The sequence below is a fragment of the Nocardia concava NBRC 100430 genome, assembly GCF_000308815.1.
GTDB lineage: Bacteria > Actinomycetota > Actinomycetes > Mycobacteriales > Mycobacteriaceae > Nocardia > Nocardia concava.
Genome location: NZ_BAFX01000096.1, coordinates 1 through 17,882 on the forward strand (window position 1 = coordinate 1; position 17,882 = coordinate 17,882).

General features: G+C 66.7%; 20 protein-coding genes and 1 pseudogene. 10 read left to right on the forward strand and 11 right to left on the reverse strand.

Annotation, left to right across the window (positions count from 1 at the left end; translation table 11 throughout):
• A pseudogene (locus tag ON43_RS22590) lies at positions 1 to 240 on the forward strand (allantoinase); the annotation flags it as partial.
• A 63-nt stretch (positions 241 to 303) separates the two neighbouring features.
• Here the strand turns inward: ON43_RS22590 and ON43_RS22595 are convergent.
• The 3 genes from ON43_RS22595 to dapB are packed head-to-tail and all read right to left on the reverse strand — an operon-like array spanning position 304 to position 2,298.
• Positions 304 to 972, reverse strand: a complete 669-nt coding sequence (locus ON43_RS22595; protein ID WP_051178951.1) for an SRPBCC family protein — start codon at positions 970 to 972, stop codon at positions 304 to 306.
• A gap of 55 nt (positions 973 to 1,027) precedes the next feature.
• Complete coding sequence (locus ON43_RS22600) at positions 1,028 to 1,546, reverse strand: hypothetical protein (protein ID WP_373283471.1); 519 nt, start codon at positions 1,544 to 1,546, stop codon at positions 1,028 to 1,030.
• Complete coding sequence (gene dapB, locus ON43_RS22605) at positions 1,543 to 2,298, reverse strand: 4-hydroxy-tetrahydrodipicolinate reductase (protein WP_373283472.1); 756 nt, start codon at positions 2,296 to 2,298, stop codon at positions 1,543 to 1,545. The genes ON43_RS22600 and dapB overlap by 4 nt, the downstream gene beginning before the upstream one ends.
• A gap of 156 nt (positions 2,299 to 2,454) precedes the next feature.
• On the opposite strand from dapB, the gene ON43_RS22610 reads away from it, so the two are divergent.
• Both ON43_RS22610 and ON43_RS45780 read left to right on the forward strand, forming a co-directional pair.
• Positions 2,455 to 4,023, forward strand: coding sequence for an esterase-like activity of phytase family protein (locus ON43_RS22610; RefSeq protein ID WP_040810599.1), 1,569 nt, complete (start codon positions 2,455 to 2,457; stop codon positions 4,021 to 4,023).
• 129 nt (positions 4,024 to 4,152) lie between these two features.
• The gene (locus tag ON43_RS45780) at positions 4,153 to 4,554 is read left to right on the forward strand and encodes a YunG family protein (protein WP_174416485.1); all 402 of its coding nucleotides are present in this window, start codon (positions 4,153 to 4,155) and stop codon (positions 4,552 to 4,554) included.
• 4 nt (positions 4,555 to 4,558) lie between these two features.
• Here ON43_RS45780 and ON43_RS22620 read toward each other — a convergent pair whose 3' ends face one another.
• Positions 4,559 to 5,770 (reverse strand): helix-turn-helix domain-containing protein, encoded by a 1,212-nt coding sequence (locus ON43_RS22620; protein WP_083913620.1) that lies wholly within the window; start codon positions 5,768 to 5,770, stop codon positions 4,559 to 4,561.
• Positions 5,771 to 6,123: 353 nt separating this feature from the next.
• Between ON43_RS22620 and ON43_RS46325 the strand changes: the two genes are divergently transcribed.
• The 3 genes from ON43_RS46325 to ON43_RS22635 all read left to right on the forward strand — a co-directional run bounded on the left by ON43_RS46325 (position 6,124) and on the right by ON43_RS22635 (position 7,228).
• The gene (locus ON43_RS46325) at positions 6,124 to 6,312 is read left to right on the forward strand and encodes a hypothetical protein (protein WP_245568702.1); all 189 of its coding nucleotides are present in this window, start codon (positions 6,124 to 6,126) and stop codon (positions 6,310 to 6,312) included.
• Positions 6,309 to 6,524 (forward strand): hypothetical protein, encoded by a 216-nt coding sequence (locus ON43_RS22630; RefSeq protein ID WP_040810603.1) that lies wholly within the window; start codon positions 6,309 to 6,311, stop codon positions 6,522 to 6,524. Before ON43_RS46325 ends, ON43_RS22630 begins: the two co-directional genes overlap by 4 nt.
• Positions 6,525 to 6,721: 197 nt before the next feature.
• Entirely contained in the window at positions 6,722 to 7,228 is a 507-nt protein-coding gene (locus ON43_RS22635; RefSeq protein WP_157514145.1) for a hypothetical protein, read from the forward strand.
• Positions 7,229 to 7,406: 178 nt separating this feature from the next.
• Here ON43_RS22635 and ON43_RS22640 read toward each other — a convergent pair whose 3' ends face one another.
• Both ON43_RS22640 and ON43_RS22645 read right to left on the reverse strand, forming a co-directional pair.
• Positions 7,407 to 7,700: a hypothetical protein gene (locus ON43_RS22640; protein ID WP_040810607.1), complete on the reverse strand. Its 294-nt coding sequence runs from the start codon at positions 7,698 to 7,700 to the stop codon at positions 7,407 to 7,409.
• Between the two features lie 44 nt (positions 7,701 to 7,744).
• Positions 7,745 to 8,440 carry an LmeA family phospholipid-binding protein gene (locus tag ON43_RS22645; RefSeq protein WP_040810609.1) on the reverse strand — a complete coding sequence of 232 codons (696 nt, stop codon included), beginning with the start codon at positions 8,438 to 8,440 and terminating at the stop codon, positions 7,745 to 7,747.
• Between the two features lie 152 nt (positions 8,441 to 8,592).
• On the opposite strand from ON43_RS22645, the gene ON43_RS22650 reads away from it, so the two are divergent.
• Positions 8,593 to 10,191: a peptide ABC transporter substrate-binding protein gene (locus ON43_RS22650; protein ID WP_051178956.1), complete on the forward strand. Its 1,599-nt coding sequence runs from the start codon at positions 8,593 to 8,595 to the stop codon at positions 10,189 to 10,191.
• 3 nt (positions 10,192 to 10,194) lie between these two features.
• Here ON43_RS22650 and ON43_RS22655 read toward each other — a convergent pair whose 3' ends face one another.
• Complete coding sequence (locus tag ON43_RS22655) at positions 10,195 to 11,310, reverse strand: alcohol dehydrogenase catalytic domain-containing protein (protein WP_040810612.1); 1,116 nt, start codon at positions 11,308 to 11,310, stop codon at positions 10,195 to 10,197.
• A gap of 75 nt (positions 11,311 to 11,385) precedes the next feature.
• Here ON43_RS22655 and ON43_RS22660 point away from each other — a divergent pair, with 75 nt between their 5' ends.
• The gene (locus ON43_RS22660) at positions 11,386 to 12,036 is read left to right on the forward strand and encodes a class I SAM-dependent methyltransferase (RefSeq protein ID WP_040810614.1); all 651 of its coding nucleotides are present in this window, start codon (positions 11,386 to 11,388) and stop codon (positions 12,034 to 12,036) included.
• Between the two features lies 1 nt (position 12,037).
• Here the strand turns inward: ON43_RS22660 and ON43_RS22665 are convergent, their stop codons facing one another.
• The gene (locus ON43_RS22665) at positions 12,038 to 12,805 is read right to left on the reverse strand and encodes a hypothetical protein (protein WP_040810615.1); all 768 of its coding nucleotides are present in this window, start codon (positions 12,803 to 12,805) and stop codon (positions 12,038 to 12,040) included.
• Positions 12,806 to 12,998: 193 nt separating this feature from the next.
• Here ON43_RS22665 and ON43_RS22670 point away from each other — a divergent pair, with 193 nt between their 5' ends.
• A complete protein-coding gene (locus ON43_RS22670; RefSeq protein WP_281033331.1) occupies positions 12,999 to 13,739 on the forward strand; it encodes a VOC family protein in 741 nt (246 codons plus the stop codon).
• A gap of 102 nt (positions 13,740 to 13,841) precedes the next feature.
• Here the strand turns inward: ON43_RS22670 and ON43_RS42705 are convergent, their stop codons facing one another.
• Both ON43_RS42705 and ON43_RS22680 read right to left on the reverse strand, forming a co-directional pair.
• Positions 13,842 to 15,278: a pentapeptide repeat-containing protein gene (locus tag ON43_RS42705; protein ID WP_051178958.1), complete on the reverse strand. Its 1,437-nt coding sequence runs from the start codon at positions 15,276 to 15,278 to the stop codon at positions 13,842 to 13,844.
• A gap of 176 nt (positions 15,279 to 15,454) precedes the next feature.
• Positions 15,455 to 16,660: an MFS transporter gene (locus ON43_RS22680; RefSeq protein WP_040810660.1), complete on the reverse strand. Its 1,206-nt coding sequence runs from the start codon at positions 16,658 to 16,660 to the stop codon at positions 15,455 to 15,457.
• A 108-nt stretch (positions 16,661 to 16,768) separates the two neighbouring features.
• Between ON43_RS22680 and ON43_RS22685 the strand changes: the two genes are divergently transcribed.
• Entirely contained in the window at positions 16,769 to 17,128 is a 360-nt protein-coding gene (locus ON43_RS22685; RefSeq protein WP_051178961.1) for an ArsR/SmtB family transcription factor, read from the forward strand.
• 8 nt (positions 17,129 to 17,136) lie between these two features.
• Here the strand turns inward: ON43_RS22685 and ON43_RS22690 are convergent, their stop codons facing one another.
• Complete coding sequence (locus tag ON43_RS22690; protein WP_040810617.1) at positions 17,137 to 17,820, reverse strand: pyridoxamine 5'-phosphate oxidase family protein; 684 nt, start codon at positions 17,818 to 17,820, stop codon at positions 17,137 to 17,139.
• Between the last annotated feature and the right edge of the window lie 62 nt (positions 17,821 to 17,882).

The window sequence follows — 17,882 nt, forward strand, 5'->3', positions numbered from 1 at the left end:
GCCAACGGCGAGGAGTTCTTCTCCTACCTGAAGGACGCCTTCGACGTGCTCTACGCCGAGGGCGCCGCGGGTGCCCCGAAGATGCTGTCGATCGGCCTGCACAACCGCATCATCGGCAAGCCCGCCCGCTTCAAGTCCCTGGAGCGCTTCGTGGACTACGTGCAGTCGCACGACAAGGTCTGGCTGGCACGGCGTATCGACATCGCCGAGCACTGGAAGAGCGTGCACCCCGCACCCTGACCCGAATGCGGCCCGGAACCACCAGGTTCCGGGCCGCTTTCGTTGTCTCGGGTCGTAATCGCCTCAGAGCGTGCCGTTTTCGATGTCTTCCTTGACCGCCGCCTGCGACGCGCGATGCGCGGCCACGCCATTGGTGACGGTGAAATCGATCAGCGGCTGATCGGCGATGAAGGTCAGATGCTCGTTGACCGTGGTGGTGCCGTCGCCATTGTCGGCGAACGTGATCAGCTGGTGGGTAGTGACATTCGGGACGTCCCAGCTGTCGGTCTCGTAGAAATACTGATCCGGATGCAGTCGCGTCTCGGCCTGGGTGTGGCCCGGGAAGGTCGCCGATCCCATCGGAATGTCTTCCAGCGCGGTGAAATCAGTGACGCGCACCCCGTCCGCTTCACAGAGGCGATGCACGATGACGTCCTTGAGGAACGAGTGCCGTCCGATGCCGTTGCGGACGTCGGTGTACACCGACCACACCTTGTCGATCGGGGCGTCGATGGTGATCGGCAGGTCCACCTCGGTCACCGCGCGCGCATCGGCCAGATTCTGCTGCTCGGCCTGATAGACCGCCCAGCTGGCCTGCCATTCCAGCTTGTAGTCGTTCTCGAATTCCACGCAGGCCGGCCCGGCCTCAGCGCGCGAAATCGGGGACTCCGCCCGTGCCACAGTCGATCCCGCCGCGGGTGACCCCATTGTCGCGCAGGCGATGGCCAGCGCGTAACCCACCATGAACTTCACCGGGCGGACTTTACTCCCGCTAAGAGTTACCGGCAGGTTTGCGGCGAAACCAGGGTTACTGTTTGCCGGAGCGCTCGCGGCGCTCCAAATCCACTGCGCGCTTCATCATTTCGCGGGCGCGGGTGCGGTCGCCCGCGTAGTCGTAGGCACGGGCGGCGCGGTAGTTGTTGCGCCAGTTGTCCGGGTCGGCCTCGAACTCCTGCTTGACCTGCTCGAAAAGCGTGTCCGCGGCGGCCTTTTCGATGCGGCCGGAGGCGCGGCGGGGCAGGCCGGACGTGTCCAGCTCGCCGCCTTCGTCGTGCATGCGGCGGGCCAGGTGCTGGTGCGCGAACGCGGCACGGACGCTGGTCGCGACCGTCCAGACGCCCAGCAGGGGAAGGATGAATACGCCGATGCCGAGAATGACCGCCGCGACCTTGCCGGAGGTCATCAGGCTGATCCCGATGCGCCCCAGCAACACGAAGTAGAAGCCGAGGATCAGGACCAGGGCGGCGATGAAGCCGACCCGCTTGTAGACCTCTCGGGCGTTGTCGCTCGCGACGCCGGGTCCATTGTTCTCGGCCGGCGCGCTCACAGGTCGAGCAGCGGGTCGATGCCCACGGTCAGGCCGGGGCGCAGCGGGGTCTTGCGCACGCCGAGCAGCACGCCCGGCACGAACGAGGTGCGGTCCAGCGAGTCGTGGCGGATGGTCAGGGTCTCGCCCTGGGTGCCGAACAGCACCTCCTGGTGGGCGACCAGACCGGCCAGGCGGATCGAGTGCACGCGCACGCCGTCGACGTCCGCGCCGCGCGCGCCCTCCAGCTCCTGACTGGTGGCGTCGGGGCTGCGGCCGACCCCGGCCTTCTCCCGCGCGGCGGCGATGAGCCCGGCGGTGCGGAAGGCGGTGCCCGAGGGGGCGTCGGCCTTGTTCGGGTGGTGCAGTTCGATGACCTCGACCGAGTCGAAGAAGCGCGCGGCCTGCTCGGCGAAGCGCATGGACAGCACCGCGCCGATGGCGAAGTTCGGGGCGATCAGCACGCCGACCTCGGGCTTGGCGGCCAGCCAGCCCTTGACCTGCTCGAGCCGCTCGGCGTCGAAGCCGGTGGTGCCGACCACGGCGTGAATGCCGTTCTCCACCAGCCACTTCAGATTGGGCATCACCACATCCGGATGGGTGAAGTCGACGACCACCTCGGTGCCGGCGGCGGTGAAGGCCTCCAGCGAGTCGCCCTTGTCGACCTGTGCCACCAGCTCCAGATCCGCGGCCGCTTCGACACCGGCGCAGATGGCCTGTCCGACCTTGCCGTGTGCACCGAGCACGCCCACGCGGATGCGGTTCGTGGTCACCTGGTCTCCTTCACTCGCCAATCAGGAACCAGTCGAGCCTATCGGGTCGGCGAAACGCCGTGACCAAGGGCCGGACCCGATGTGATTTACAGCCTCGGCGGACAGTATTCATGTGCTGGTCAACATCCGGTCGAATACGACCTATAGGACAAGCCGGTGAGAATTCGTCCCGTTACCCGCCGCGCCGCCGTCGCCGCGGCCGTCTGCGCCGCCGCCGTCGCCGCCGCCTGCTCGTCCGGATCCGACTCCGCCGACTTCACCGCCACCGCCGGACAGCCGCTGGTGATCGGCCTCGACGAACTGCTGGCCAAGACCGGTGGCCACGCCGCGGTCGCGGTCGCGGACCCGCAGCACGGCACGCTCACCCGGCGCACCGACGGCGCGCTGGTGTACACCCCGGCCGCCGGGTACACCGGATCGGACAGCATCACCGTCACCACCACCGACGCGGTGCGCCTGTTCACCACCGATATCGCGCCGCTCGGCGACTTCGGCGGCGTGCCGGTGCAGGCCAGTGCATACGGTTCCGCGTTCACGCCGGTGCCGGGCTCGCACGACGAGTTCTACGGCCTCACCGACCGCGGCCCGAACGTGGACGGCAAGGCCAAGAACGAGAAGATCGCTCCCGTCTCGGGTTTCACCCCGCAGATCGCCAAGTTCAAGCTGGTCGGCAACAAGGCCGTGGTGGAATCGACCATCCTGCTGAAGAATCCGGCCGGGCAGCCGTTCAACGGCCTCGTCGACACCTCGGCCTCCACCGGCGAGACCATGCGCGACCTGAACGGAAACGTCTTGCCGCCCACCGATCACGGCATCGACAGCGAGGGCCTGGTCGCGCTGTCCGACGGCAGCTTCTGGGTCTCCGACGAATACGGCCCGTTCCTGGTGCATTTCGACGCCAAGGGCAGTGAACTGGAGCGGCTCGCGCCGGGACGCGGTCTGCCCAAGGAACTTTCGTTCCGCACCCCCAACCAGGGCATGGAGGGCCTGACCGTCACCCCCGACGGCAACACCCTGGTCGGCGTGATCCAGAGCGCGCTCAGCGAGCCCGGCGTCACCAACTCCAAGGAAACCCCCGTCACCCGCATTGTGACGGTGGACCTGAAAACCAAGGCCGTCAAGGAATTCGCGCTCCCGCTCGAGGACCCCAAGCAGAAACTGGCCGTTTCGGAGATCACCGCCCTGTCCCCCACCACCTTCCTGATCGACGAGCGCGACGGCAACAAGGCCCCCAAGGCCAACAAGAAGCTCTGGACCGTAGACATCTCCGCCGCCACGGACATCGGCCCCGACGCGAAAGTCCCTGGCGCGCAGTACGACCCGGACAAGGGCATCCTGATCGACGGCAAGCCCCTCGAGGTCTACGTCGGCAATGTCACCACCGCCGACGGCATCGCGGCCCTGAAGAAAGCCGGAATCACCCCGGTCGAAAAGAAGTCCAACCTGGACCTGGGCGCCCTGCTGGACGGCCTCAACCCCGACGGAAAGTTCTTCGGCCACGACAAGATCGAAGGCGTCGCCACCACCGACGGCGGCAAAACCCTCTACATCTCCAACGACAGCGACTTCGGCCTCGAAGCCCTAACCGGCGACCAGCCGCCCTACGGCCTGAAGGCCAAGATCCTCCCCAACGGCGTCCAGGACACCGGCGAGATCCTCGCGGTCGACACCACCAAGCTCCCCGCCAAGACCCAGACCAAGACGGTCACCCTGACGGTCAAGTAACCAACGGCTTCAATCCCTATCCCGCGCAAGGATCAGCCCTGGTCGGATCCGGTTCCTTCGCCGAACCCGACCAGGGCTTGTCCACCCGGACCGTCCGCTCGAGCGGCGTATCTCCGTATCCTGATGGGTATGGGCAGCATGGTTACCGTGAGGGCCCTGCGGGACGCGCTCGAACGGTCCTGGGCCGCAGACACAAGCAGATCCGGCGCATGGAGCGAGAGCAATCCCGCCAAGGGGCAATGCGCTGTGACGGCGTGCGTAGTTCAGGACTACCTCGGCGGCGACATCCTGCACTCAGTCGCTACCTTGCCCGGCGGTGAGACTGTCTCGCACTACTTCAATGTGGTCGACGGTCAACGCGTCGACCTCACAGCGAAGCAATTCCCCTCCGGGACAACGTTCACCGAGCCAGCACCGAAGACCAAGGGTTACCCGTCGACCCGCGACTACTGCATGTCGTACGAGGACATGGTCCGGAGATATCGCACGCTCGCGGAGCGCGCGGCAGGCCATCTGGGCGCCCGGAGGTAGGTCCTCAGAGTGCGGTCCAACGCTCCAGGAACTCACGCGCGTCGGGTACGGCAAGATAAGACCACAATTCCGATACGAACGCGGCGATCGCGGTCTGTAGACGCTCCGATTCCACAGTGCTGATCTCGTCGAAATTGTCGATCAGCAGTGCGCACCCCTCAGCCACGTCGCCAGCGCGTATATAGTTCTGCGCCATGCGAATTCGCCAGGCTGTCCGCTCCCGCGGGTAGGCGGTCGCGCCCTTGATCGCCGATTTCAGGTATCTCGCAGCCTCCGCGTAATCGCCGATCCTCATGAAGCCCAGCCCGGTCAGACCACTCAGTTGCGCCGCGGACAGGAAGGCGAGATATCCCGGATCGAGGCCGCGAGTCGAATCGAATGCCCGATGCGCGCGCCGGACCGCCGCCACCACAGCAGACCGGTCGCCGATCACGCTGTAAGCCTCCGCTTCGCGGATTGCTGCCAGTGCACGTATTTTCGGTCCGCCTGCACGCCTCGCGGCGAGCTGAGCGGCCTCGGCCAGTTTCACGCCCTCTTTCGGGCGCGAACCGTCGCGATAGGACAGTAGGCACGCATTGATCCAGGCGTGTGCGGCGGCGATCCCGTCGCCCGCGGCTGTCGCTGCCTTCGCGGCAGCGGCGTAGTAGCGATTGGCCTCGCTCCACCTGCCGGCGTCGTAGTGAATCCAGCCCGCCGCTGTCATCATTTCAGCGCTTGCGCTGGTCAGTGCTTTTCCGACTTTATCGGTATAGGTGCCGTGGTCGAGAAGGTGCTCGACGTATCGAGCTTCGTTGACGGCCAGCTCGCAGAGCTGGCTGCCGCCGACCATCAACTGTGTCTTGTGGATTTGATTGATGCCTTTGGTGATTCGAGCGACGTCAGTGATCCCAACCGCCACCCGGCTATCGGGAGCGGCCGGAATCGGTGGCCGGTGCCCTGTCGCAGCGACCGCACCGGCGCCGCTCGGTCTCGCCTGGACGAAACTGCGGCGCGCAGCCTCGATTTCCTCGTCCGATTCCGCAACGAGCACGGACAGCGGCACCTGTAACGCCTTCGCCACCCGGCGCAGAACGCGGAGGTCGTGCGCCGCAGGCCCATCGTGCTCGAGCTGGGAGACGCCGGGCTGTGTGAAGTGGATAAGCGCGCCGAGCTCGGCCTGAGTCATTCCATTCGACAGCCGTATCCGCCGAATGGTCGCACCGGTCGTCGTAGGCATTCGGTACCCCGCTACGTCAGCGTTGCCTTAGTGGTCGATCCGAGATTGACTGTTGAGCCCCAGCGAGTTTCACCATTGCGCGCACTCTATACCGATTTCCGTATATCGCATCTGGTTCTCAGTATGACGGAATGAAGCGGCACCGTATCGGCCGTACGGTCGGCATCGCACCCACGGGCGAACCCTCAGGTTGAAGGGGCAGTGATGGCAAAAAGCGAGCAATCGGATATCTGCGATCGGACATTTCAGGCTCACGTCAAAACTGGGACGAGAGCCAACTCCGCAGTCTCTCAGCGCGACTCGGATATGACCTGTGCAAGACGCTGGTACTCGGCCCCTACACGGACCGACCGATGCACCGCCTGCGGATCGCCACGAGCCGCGCCGAGGCTCAGGCCGTGTTCGTTCCGAGCGTCAGTCATTTCGACAATGGCGAGATCCCGGACGAACTCGCAAGCCTGGCCACCGTTGTCGCGGTCGACACCGAGCGGACATTCCCGCGCATTGACGTCCCCGCCAGACCGGGTGAGGTGGAGCGATGACCGAGCAGCCGCGGCGACCCGCATGCCTGCCGGACAAGAATCCAGGCCGCGAGGGCGGACCGGCTGCGTTCCAGCACACCGCCGACGGCATCGTCGCGATCGGCGAGGACGGCTTCCCCATGATCGACAACGACCTCGTGTTCGAATCAGGCGCCGAACCTTCTGAGCTGGAGCGGTATTCGGTGACCCACGTGACCTACGACCTCGAATGACACAGCGCCGCTGAGCACGTGGCGATCCGGACCGGTTTGACAGGCCTACAGGCGGCCGACAAACTCGGACACCTTGTCGCCCTGAAGCCTTTCGATACCTGAACGCGCTCACGCTGGCTCTAGTGCACTAAGTGCGCGCTACTGCCGATGACCGCTCACCGTATGCGGCCGATTTCATGGCGATCTAGGGTGTGCTGGTGGCCGAGTGGATCAGTGTGTACTGCCAGGAGTCGATCCGACTCGATGGCGATGAGATCCGGCGGTGGATCGAAACCGCGGACTTGTGGACCTGGGCCGAAACTCTTTACGACGAAGATGAACTGGCCGAGGCTGCTGCGGAATCAGTGTTGACCAACCTTAGGGTTCAGGCCGAGACGACGATCGATGTGTACTGGACCGAATCCGGGCGACCACTTCAAATCTCTGTCAGTCCTGCTGCCGCCGAAGACATTTCGGAGGTCGTCAACGAGGCGCTGAGTACGGCTGATGGACCTGGACCGGCCTTGATTCGTGACCATCTGGCCGCAGTGCGGCACGTGATCAATATCGAGATGTCGGCCGCGGATTCCATGTCCATGGGGGCGGTACTGGGTGAGATCGTCGCGCTGGAGATCGCAGCGGTAGGTAACGGGCTCGTGTGGTTCTTCGGTAAGGATTGGGTGTCACCCGAGGATCGCGCTGGAACGGTGTGGAACCGCAACTAACGCCCACGCACTCAATTGCCTGAGCAATCGCACTACTCTGCCGCGAGCCGCGCGGTTCGAAGCGGCCAACCGGTCGGCCCTGAAGATCGCTGAGGCCGACCGGTTTTGATCTCGAGCCCACCGCTCCGGCTATCTGAGCCTGACGACTGAACGTCTTGGTACCTGAGTAGGTAGGGCTTCAGGCGTCGGGCAGGTTAGCGAGCTGGTCGAGCGCCACCTCGTATAGGTCGGTACCTATGCGAAGGTCGATCGTGGCGAGATGGCGGTCGCGATCGACGGTCAGGAGATCACACGGGATCTTCAAGGGGATCGGGTATGCGGCGTCGCGAGTCAGTTGGTCGTGTTCCTCGAATTCGGGCACTTTGGCGACGAAGCTGGCGGTGCTTCCGTCCGACTGCTGGAACTGCGCCTCAACCCACCCCGGGAAATGATCGTCTTCGTACCGAACTGCGACTGCCTTGATGTACGTCATCGTGCGGACGATCTTCTCACTCCGCTGTCGCGCCGTCGCCTGGGTCAGGGGAGGTCGGAGAAGCGGACCGTGTGGGCGACTGCGCTGACGTGCAGGCCGTCGGACCGCGGGGTGATGGCGGTCAGCTTCGCGCCCAGGGGTAGCTGCTGCAGCGGCACTGTGAAGGTGAGGCTGGGGCCCAAGAGGGCCAAGGGAATCGATACGCCGCTGGATGCGGGCTCGACCGAGACCGGGGTGATCTCGATGCCGCTGTCGGTCGGTGCGACGGTGACGATGACTGTGGCGGGCACCTGAAGACCTTGGACGGAGAAGGTGCCGGTGGCGCGTAGGCCCTCGGGGCTGTCGGAGATCGATTCGATGCCCTCCGGCGCGTACTTCTGGACGACGTCGTAGGGCACCACGGCTGTCGCGGTGGCCGTTCCCGCAACGAGATTCGTCGTGCGCTTGTTCAGCAGGTCATCCAATTTCGCGGTGACGTCGTTCAAGGTGACATCCAGGTCGTGGACGGTGATGTTCTGTTCGCTCCAGTCCCCCACGTTGATTCGGACGTCGTCGTACGTTCCGTCGATCGCCTGGGTCAGGAAGGGGAAGCCGCGGATCTCGACCCGGGGCTGGTGCGGCAGCTTGTACTGCGCCGCGATCTCGCGGGCGATCTCGTTCTGCGCGGTCACGACCGCGACCCGGTCGCCCACGACCAATGCGATGCCCAACACCACGATCAATATCAGCAGCGCGCGCATACACCCACCCGTTCGTCCATACCCACCATCATGCTGGGAATCGGGCCGGGAGGCAGATGCCGATCTTGATCTTTAAATTCTGATGTCAAACCCCCAGGGGGAGAACAATTTCCCGTTACGCTCTGCCGACACGCCGGATTTCGGGAGAGATCATGAAGAGACGGACGCTCACCGCCCTATGTTTTGCGGCCCTGCTGGCCGCGGGACCCGCGCTGGCGGGGTGCTCCTCCAGCGACGGAGGAGGCGACGACTTTGTCGTCGTGAATGCCGGTGAACCGCAGAATCCGCTGGTTCCGAGCAATACCAACGAGAATCAGGGTGGCCGGGTCGTCGACCGGCTGTTCGCGGGGTTGAAGTATTACGACGTCGACGGGAAGTCGTACAACGAGCTCGCGCAGTCCATCGAGTCGGCGGATCGCCAGCACTACAAGATCACGATCAAGCCGGACTGGACCTTCACCGACGGTACGGCGGTAACGGCGAAGTCGTTCGTCGACGCCTGGAACTTCGGGGCGCTGGGCACCAACGGGCAGCTGAGCAGCTGGGTGTTCTCGCCGATCGCCGGCTACGACGACGTCTCGGCGAATCCGCCGAAGGCCCAGACCATGAGTGGGCTGAAGGTGGTCGACGATCGCACGTTCACCGTCGATCTCACCCAGCCGTCGATGGATTTCGAACTGTCCCTGGGCTTCTCGCCGTTCTATCCACTACCTGACGTGGCCTACAAGGACATGAAGGCGTTCGGCGAACATCCGGTCGGCAACGGCCCCTACGAGCTGACCAACTGGGAACACAATGTCAAGATCGAGGTGAAGCCGAACCCCGGCTATCACGGCGGACGGCCCGCGAAGAACAAGGGCCTGCGGTTCATGATGTACCAGACCTTCGAGACCGCCTACGCCGATCTGCTCGCCGGTCATCTCGACGCCCTCGACACGGTCCCCGACGGCTCGCTCGCGCTCTACAAGAAGGAGCTCGGCGACCGCGCCATCGACCACCCCACCGCACAGAACCTGCACATCGGATTCCCGAAGGATCTGCCGCACTTCGGCGGCGCCGAGGGCGTGCTGCGCCGCAAGGCCATCTCCATGTCGATCAACCGGGAACAGATCTGCGCCAATATCTTCCACGGCGCCCGCCTGCCCGCCCGCGACTTCACCGCCTCCACCCTGCCCGGATTCCGCGGCGACCTGCCCGGCGTGCAATGGCTGGCCTACAACCCCGACGAGGCCAAGAAGCTGTGGGCCCAGGCCGATGCCATCTCCCCGTGGTCGGGCGCACTGCAGATCGCCTACAACTCCGACGGCGGCCACCAGGCCGTCATCGAGGCCATCGCCAACAGCGTGAAGAACACCCTCGGCATCGCCGCCGAACCCTTCCCCTACCCGACCTTCAAGAACCTGCGCGACGAGGTCACCCATCGCACGGTCGGCAAGGCCTTCCGCTACGCGTGGCAGGGCGACTACCCGTCGATGTTCGAATTCCTCACCTCGCAGTACCTGACGGGTTCGGAAACCAACGACGTCGATTACGCCAACCCGGAATTCGACCGCCTGCTCAAGGCCGCCTTGGCCGCGCCCGCTCCCGACCAGGCCTGGACTCTGCTCGCCCAGGCCCAGACCCTGCTGCTCGCCGATATGGCCGATATCCCGGTCCTGGAATACAACGCCGCCTCGGCCCGCTCGGACCGGGTCAAGGCGCAGGTCAGCTGGGCCGGGCTGTTCGACTTCGAGAACATCGAGGTCAAATAGCGGTCAGTCGAAGGTGATCACCTGGCGGAGGGCATGACCGGAGGCCAGGTCGTCCATGGCCTCGTTGATGTCCTCCAGCTGGATGTGGGAGGAGATGAGACGTTCCACCGGGAGTATGCCCTCGCGCCACATGGTGACGAATTCGGGAATGTCGCGTGAGGGGACGGCCGAGCCCAGGTAGCTGCCGATGATCGAGCGGCCCTGGGCCACCAGGCCCAGCGGTGAAATGCTGGCGCGGGCGTCGGGGGCGGGAAGCCCGACGGTGACTGTGGTGCCGCCGGGAGCGGTTGCGGCCACGGCGGTTTCGAAGGCGCGGATATTTCCCGCGGCCTCGATCACTACCTCGGCCTGGATGTTCTCGGCGGCGATCTCCTGCGGGGTGTAGGCGGCGGTCGCACCCAATTCCATGGCGGTCTTGACCTTTTCGGGGACGGTGTCGACGGCGATCACCTCGCGCGCGGTACCCGCCCGGAGAGCGGCGGCCACCAGAACGGCGGCCATGCCCACGCCGCCGAGGCCGACGACCATAATGCGGTCGGAGGGCGCGGGTTTGGCGGAATTGAGGAGCGCGCCGCCACCGGTCAGGACCGCGCAGCCAAGGACGGCCGCGACCTCCGGCGGCACGTCGTCGTCGACCGGGACAACCGAGTGGCGGTCGACGACGGCGTGCGTTGCGAAGGCCGAAACACCCAGGTGGTGGTGCACTTCCTCGCCGTCGCGGAGCAGACGCCTGCCGCCCGAGAGCAATTCGCCCGCGTTGTTGGCCAGGCTGCCGGGCTCACAGGGGGTGCGGCCGTCGGTGGCGCAACCCGCGCAGTTTCCGCAGCGGGGCAGGAAGGTCATGACCACGCGCTGGCCGACCTGGATATCGGTCTCGCCGGGGCCGAGGGCTTCGACGATGCCGGACGCCTCATGCCCCAGCAGCATCGGAACCGGGCGGACGCGATTGCCGTCCACGACGGACAGGTCCGAATGGCACAGGCCCGCCGCCTCGATGCGAACCAGTAGTTCGCCGGGCCCGGGCTCGCCCAGTTCCAGCTCGGAGATGACGATCGGCTTCGAGTCGGCGAACGGCGTCTGCGCGCCGATGGTTTCCAGGACGGCACCACGAATCCTCATGCGCCCGACGCTACTCCATCAAACCTTCCCAGACAGTTGGAAATCTGCTTCGATGGAGGCCGGACAGGAGCACACATGAGCACATCGCTGACCACGGGCAATCGCGCCTTCAACCACGTGGTGACGCAGTTCTTCGGCAACGTCGCCCGCGCCTACGACACCGCCGCCCTGCAGCACGTCGTCTACCGGCCGCCGCAGGACCAGGTGCTGTCCGAACTCCGCCGTGCGGGGTCGCGGCGCATCGCCGATATCGGTTGCGGCACCGGCATTCTCACCGCCCGCATCCAGCGCGAATTGCAGCCCGAGGCGGTGTACGGAGTGGACGCCTCGGCGGGCATGCTGGCTCAGGCCCGCGCGCGTTCACAGGCCGTGGAGTGGCGGCAGTCCGCCGCCGAGCATCTGCCGTTCGCGGACGGTGAGCTGGACGCCGTGGTCTCGACCAGCGCGTTCCACTTCTTCGACCATCCGGTCGCGCTGCGCGAGTTCCACCGCGTGCTGTCCCCCGGCGGCCTGGTGGCCATTGCGACCATGCACCCTTCCGGCCGGACCTCGCGCCCGATTCAGCGGCTCACCCGCAGCCCCATGTTCCCGGCCCACGCGCCGTCGCCGACCGAAACCCGGAAGCTGTTGGAGGACGCCGGTTTCGAGGTCGTGGACCAGCGCAAGATCGCCCGACCACTGCCCTCCTGGCTGATTCCGGACGTCATCACCGTCGGCCGCGGCTAGCTCATTTACCCGGATTGTCGGCGCCGCGGAAACAGACGGTGAGCTGGAGCTTGCTCCACACGACCCAGACGGCTCCGCGGCCGTCGCGGGGACAGCCCGCACCCGAGGTGGAATTCTCGAAGACGGCGGTCGCCTGCACGATGTGATCGCCGGACGTGGCGCAGTCCACCTTGGACGGCACATCCATATTGGTGGTGTCGTAGCAGACGCCCACGCGCCAATCGAAGGTCAGGCACAGGTGGTAGCGCACCTTGCCGGTCTTGTCCTTCGGGGCCGATTCGAGGGTGTAGAGCGGACCGCTGCACGGTTCCGGACCGTTCTGCAGCACACGGTAATTCGCGTCGATCGACTTGCAATCGGAGGGTTCGGGCGCCCCGGCCTTCCAGGTGGGGGCGCCCGAGGAATCCCGGGCCGACTGGATCGGCACCTCGGCGCAGTCGCCAGGCTTGAGCGCCGCCATCGGATCGGCCTTCGGTTTCACGGCGGTCGGCGCGAGGTCACCGGCGCGAACCAGTTCCGGCGGCGCGGCGACGGCGCGGCCCGCGATCGTGTCATGGTGCACGAACGGCAGATTCGAGCCCACCGCGGCGAAAACCAATACCCAGCCGACGATGGCCAGCGCCGCGACCACGCGCTGTCGACGCGCCCCGACCGGCGGTGTCGCACCGGTCGGATCGGCGAACGCGCGATTCTGGTGACCGATCGCCTTGACGCCGAGCGCGGCCGCCGCGGACAGCAGGATGATCGCCATCCCGACCACAACCCACACGCGTTGAATCCCCTCCACCAACCCCGACCTCGATCGATTGCAAGCTATCGCACCCGAGGACAACCGGGCAATCCGGCGGTCCGGCCGGGCACGCGGTGGAATGCTGGACACCGCCGGGGCATTCCCGGCGACAAACCCCTAGAACCGAAGGATTTCCAGTGCTCACCACCGATTTCGTCAACGGTTCCCCCAGCTGGCTCGATCTCGGCAGCCCGAGCCCGGCGCGGCCGCCGCCTTCTACGCGGCCGTGTTCGGCTGGCAGTTCCAGTCCGCCGGGCCCGATGCCGGCGGTTACGGCATGTTCCAGCTCGACGGCAAGACCGTCGCGGGTCTCGGCCCGCTCACCGAGGAGGGCGCGCGCTCGGCCTGGACGGTCTACTTCCAGACGCCCGACGCCGACGCCACCGCCAAGGCCGCTGAGCAGGCCGGGGCCACCATTCGCACCGAGGCCTTCGACATCCCCGGCGCGGGCCGCATGGCCAATCTGACCGGGCCGCTGGGCGCGCAGTTCGCGGTCTGGCAGCCGGGCGAATTCGCCGGATTCGAGATCGCCGACACCGCGGGCGCACTGGTGTGGGTGGAACTGCACGTCTCCGACCCCGCGGTCGCCGCGGCGTTCTACACGACGGTGTTCGATTGGCGCGCAGCGCAATCCGACATGCCGGATATGCCGTACACCATCCTGTCCCCCGGTGAGGGCGACCAGGAGGCGAGGAGCTTCGGCGGTATCGCTCCGCTGCAGCCGGGTGAGCATCCGCACTGGCTGCCGTATTTCGGTGTCGAGGATGTCGACGGCCGGGTGGACGCGGCCGCCGCGGCGTCCGGGACCATCATCGTGCCCGCCATGGACATTCCGACCGTGGGCCGCTTCGCCATCCTCGCCGACCCATTCGGTGCGCTGTTCGCCCTGCTGAAGCCCGAAGTCCCCGCCTAGGCCACAGCATCGACTCGTCATCCCGGCATGCTTCTTGGCCGGGATCCACACCGGCCAGGGTGGATTCCGGCCAAACGCACGCCGGAATGACGGGCGGGACGCTCAGGCGGCAGGATCCTTCGCCGACTCGGCCAGCGCCGGGGGCCAGAGGGTGGGGGTGATGTTGGCTGGTTTGGTGTTGGGGCTGGCTTCCCAGTCGAAATGCACGCCCACCCAGGCTCGGGGGCGGTCGAAGGCGACGGCGCGGGCGTCGAAGGAGGCGCGGCGGAAGGAGATGTCGCCGAAGAAGTCTCCGCCGGCGAAGGTCACCGAGCGGCCGGAGAAGACGGCGTCGGCGAAGGACACCTTGCCGTGGTACTCGGCCCGGGCGAAGGACACCTCCTGGGTGCGGCCGGTGCGCCAGCGGACCTGCGCGCCGAGCTGGGCGCAGTCGAAGGAACTCGACTCGGTGTAGAAGCGAGAATCGGCGAAGGTGACTCGCGCACCGCGGAATTCGGCCCCGGTGAAGGTCGCCCGCTCCCCGTCGAAGACCGCCCGCTCGAAAGAGGTCAGTTCGGCGGCAAAGACCGCGTTGGCGAAGCTGGCCCGCTCGCCCGCGAAGGTGGTGCGGGCGAAAGCGGTACGCGCGCCGCCGAATTGCGCGCCCTCGAAGCTGACGCCGCCCCCGAAGGTCGCCTCGGTGAAGGTCGTTCCCGCCTGCTCGTGGTCGGCCCGGCCCACCTGGGTGTGCGCGAAGACCGCGCGGTCGAAGCTGGCGGTGCTGCGGAAGATCGCCCCGCGGAAGGTGACCCGCTTGCCGAGGAAACGAACCTTCTCGAAGCTGACCGTGCGGCCGCTGAGAAACATGGCGTTGGTGAAGCGGGTATTGCGGCCCGCGAACACCGCGTACCGGAAGTCGGCGTCCTCGAAGACCGCGTCGGTGAAGTCGAAATCGCAGTCACACCATTGGGTTTCGGCGGCGGGCCGCAGATGCTGGGCGATCACCCGCACGATGGTGTCGCGCACCTGCCGATCGTTCTGGCGATAGGTGAAAACCCGCTCCACCGCGGTGCCGTGATCCTCGATGCGCTGCGATTTGGAGACCAGGTGACTGGCCCCCTCCTCGGGTTGATACGGCAGCCGCAGGTACCCGCACAGCACGTCCACGCACTGCTGGCGCCGCCAGCGCGCCGAGAACTCGTCGGCCACCCCGGCCATGGCGTAGACCCCGGCGATGCGCACCGCCACATCGGGATCCCCGAGCTGGCGGGCGGCGGCCCCGAAGACCTCCGCGAAGCGCCCCCGCTCGGTATCGCGCTGCCGCCGGTAGGCCACCACCAGGGCGACCGCGCCGCCGACACCGGCGGCTACCGCGAGCGAGATCCGGCCCAGGTCCAGCTGATTCGGCGTCTCGGACTTGGCCCCGAGGAAATGCCACAGCGCCCACCAGGTGAGGCCCGCGATGGCGAGCCCGCCCAGCACGGCGGCCAGCACCGACATCATCAGGCCCGACCGATGTACCGTCCGGCTCACCACCCCACCGAACCTCCACCGCCGCATAGCCGAAGGATAGCGATCCGAGCCCGGTCACGCAGGGGATGCGGGGATCGGATCGCAACTTCGCGCACCCCAAAAACCCGCCCTGTCAATCCGTTTCGCCCCAAATGCCGCGTCCACCCGGCGACAGTGGGTCGCCGGGCGGACGCGAATCGGGCTATTCAGTAGAAACCAGGCGGTCAGGCCGCCACCGGAGCGGTCTCGGCCTTGCGGCGCAGGCCGATTCCCGCCGCGCCCAGGCAGGCCAGTGCCACCACGACCACGAACCACGGGAACACCGTGCTCAAGCCCCAGGTGGTCGCCGCCCAGCCCGCCACGACGGTCGGGATCGCCATCGCCGAGTAGGCCAGCAGGTAGTAGGCGGACATGGTCTCGCCCCGCTTGTGTTGCGGCACAACATTGGACAGGTGCCGCAGCGATCCGCCGAACCCGAGCCCGAAGGTGCCGCCCAGCAGGACACCGGCCAGCAGCACCAGCACCCAGTTGTGGGTGTTCAGCGCCGGAATGGTGATCACCAGTGCGATCGCCATGCCGATATCACCGGCGATGGCCGCGCGCCGGGCCGGAATCCCGCCCGCCACCGCCTGTGCCAGCGCGCCCGCCGTGGCGGTCGAGGCCACCACCGCGCCGCCGAACACCAGATTGTGGATGCCGGTCTTGGCCGAGGCCAGCGACGGGTACAGCGACAGCAGCACGCCCAGCACCGACCACGCCGCCATCACACCCAGCGCCGAGAACCAGAAGTCGCTGCGGATCTCCTGCGGCACAGCCGGTTTCGCAATGGTGATGCGCTGCCGCTGACGCGCCCCGTGCGGTTCCCGCAGCAGCAGCACACCGGCCGCGATGAGCACGCAGACCACGGTGATCACCACATACGGCGTGCGCAGCGGATGCGGCGCGTACTGCGCCAGCACCGCCGAGCCCAGAATCGCCACGGCCATGCCGACATTGAAGGCGACGCCGGACAGCTGCCCCGACCGCGCGCCCGCGTGCGGCCGCAGATCCAGCAGCGCCGCCGCGCCCGCCACCACGGTCGCGCCGACCGCCGCGCCGTGCAGCGCGCGGGCCAGCAGCAGCATGGCCACATTGTCGGCGAACAGGAACACGACCAGACCCAGGATCATGGTCGCGAAAGCGCCCAGCAGCACCGGCTTCCGACCCACCACATCGGAGATGCGACCGGCCACCAACACCGCACCCAGCGCCGCCACCGCATAGGCCGCGAAGACGAAAGTCGTTGTGAGCGGCGAGAAGTGCCAGCTCTGTTGATAGATCCCATACAGCGGCGCGGGCGCACCCGACACCCCCAGCGCCACCCCGCTGGCCGCGAGCACGAGTGCGTACGCCCAGGTCTGGCTGCCCTGCTCGGCTCGAGTCGCAACCATGGTTGCCGATGCCATCGAACCCTCCATCAGGTAAGTTTGATTGATATCGAACTCGACCATACGTCAGGTTCGATGATTATCAAACCAGTCATCCGAGTGAGGTAGGTCATGACCGACACCGACGCGAAGCCCGCGGTGGCCCCGCTGCCCGCGGTGCTCGGCGCACTACAAGACCCCGTCCGCCTGGAAGTGGTCCGCCGCCTGGCCAACGCCGGCGAACCCATGCGCTGCGGTCTCACCTACGAGAACATCAGCAAGTCCACCGCCGCCCACCACTTCAAGATCCTCCGAGAAGCGGGCGTCACCGAAAAAGTGATCATCGACGGCAACACCCACCTCCGCCTCCGCACCGAGGACCTCGACGCCACCCTGCCGGGCCTGCTCGACGCGGTGCTCGCCGCCGCGAACCGGGAACAAGACGCAGACGCCGCGGTCGACCACGGCGAGACCGGTACTTACGCGGACTGAACGACAGTTCACCCCGCGACGGTCCGGGCGGCGTCCAATTGGGCGCGGAGGGCACCGTTCTCGCGGCGCAACTCCTCGAGCTCGGCGGTGAGGCGTTGGCGTTCACGGGCGGCGTCGCGGCGTTCGAGGGCGATGGCCTCGTCGAGGCGGTCCTTGGTGAAACGGGGGCGGATGTATTTAACGCAGTTCCAGTTGTGGGCCTCGACGGTGATGATGATCGCGCGTTCGGTGATCTTCTGGATCGCGCCGCTGTAGGCGGCGGCCACGCGGTCGACCAGGTCGGGGTCGTCGGCGCGTTCGACCATGCGGGCGCGGCCGTAGACCTTCAGGCGTTCGCGCAGCGGGTAGTCGATGAAGAACAGGGCGACGCGGTCGTTCTCGGTGAGGTTGCCGACGGTGACGTACTGGCCGTTGCCGGTCAGGTCGGCGAAGGCCAGGGTCGATTCGTCGAGGACCTGGACGAACCCCTTGGGGCCGCCGCGATGTTGGATGTACGGCCAGCCGTCGGGTGTCGCGGTGCCGAGAAAGAACGAGTCCGCGCCGCGAATGAACCCCTGCTCACGCAACTCCAGCGGCTGCGGCTCATCGCGCCCGTGCTCGAGCTGGGCGCCATAGTCCCGATAGCTACCCGCCAGCCGCTGCCGCTCCCGCGCCGCCGCCGAGAAGGCGATCCGCGCATACCGATTCGACATTGCGCTCCCTTCCACATCCTCGCCACCGAATCTACCAGTACGCCCGTACTGTATTCATGGGT

Bases quoted from the DNA above. Each gene is read 5' to 3' on its own strand.
- ON43_RS45780 (WP_174416485.1), top strand. From the start codon at position 4,153: ATGGGCAGCATGGTTACCGTGAGGGCCCTGCGGGACGCGCTCGAACGG.
- ON43_RS22620 (WP_083913620.1), bottom strand. From the start codon at position 5,770: ATGCCTACGACGACCGGTGCGACCATTCGGCGGATACGGCTGTCGAAT.
- ON43_RS46325 (WP_245568702.1), top strand. From the start codon at position 6,124: ATGCACCGCCTGCGGATCGCCACGAGCCGCGCCGAGGCTCAGGCCGTG.
- ON43_RS22630 (WP_040810603.1), top strand. From the start codon at position 6,309: ATGACCGAGCAGCCGCGGCGACCCGCATGCCTGCCGGACAAGAATCCA.
- ON43_RS22640 (WP_040810607.1), bottom strand. From the start codon at position 7,700: ATGACGTACATCAAGGCAGTCGCAGTTCGGTACGAAGACGATCATTTC.
- ON43_RS22645 (WP_040810609.1), bottom strand. From the start codon at position 8,440: ATGCGCGCGCTGCTGATATTGATCGTGGTGTTGGGCATCGCATTGGTC.
- ON43_RS22650 (WP_051178956.1), top strand. From the start codon at position 8,593: ATGAAGAGACGGACGCTCACCGCCCTATGTTTTGCGGCCCTGCTGGCC.
- ON43_RS22655 (WP_040810612.1), bottom strand. From the start codon at position 11,310: ATGAGGATTCGTGGTGCCGTCCTGGAAACCATCGGCGCGCAGACGCCG.
- ON43_RS22660 (WP_040810614.1), top strand. From the start codon at position 11,386: ATGAGCACATCGCTGACCACGGGCAATCGCGCCTTCAACCACGTGGTG.
- ON43_RS42705 (WP_051178958.1), bottom strand. From the start codon at position 15,278: ATGCGGCGGTGGAGGTTCGGTGGGGTGGTGAGCCGGACGGTACATCGG.
- ON43_RS22680 (WP_040810660.1), bottom strand. From the start codon at position 16,660: ATGGTTGCGACTCGAGCCGAGCAGGGCAGCCAGACCTGGGCGTACGCA.
- ON43_RS22685 (WP_051178961.1), top strand. From the start codon at position 16,769: ATGACCGACACCGACGCGAAGCCCGCGGTGGCCCCGCTGCCCGCGGTG.
- ON43_RS22690 (WP_040810617.1), bottom strand. From the start codon at position 17,820: ATGTCGAATCGGTATGCGCGGATCGCCTTCTCGGCGGCGGCGCGGGAG.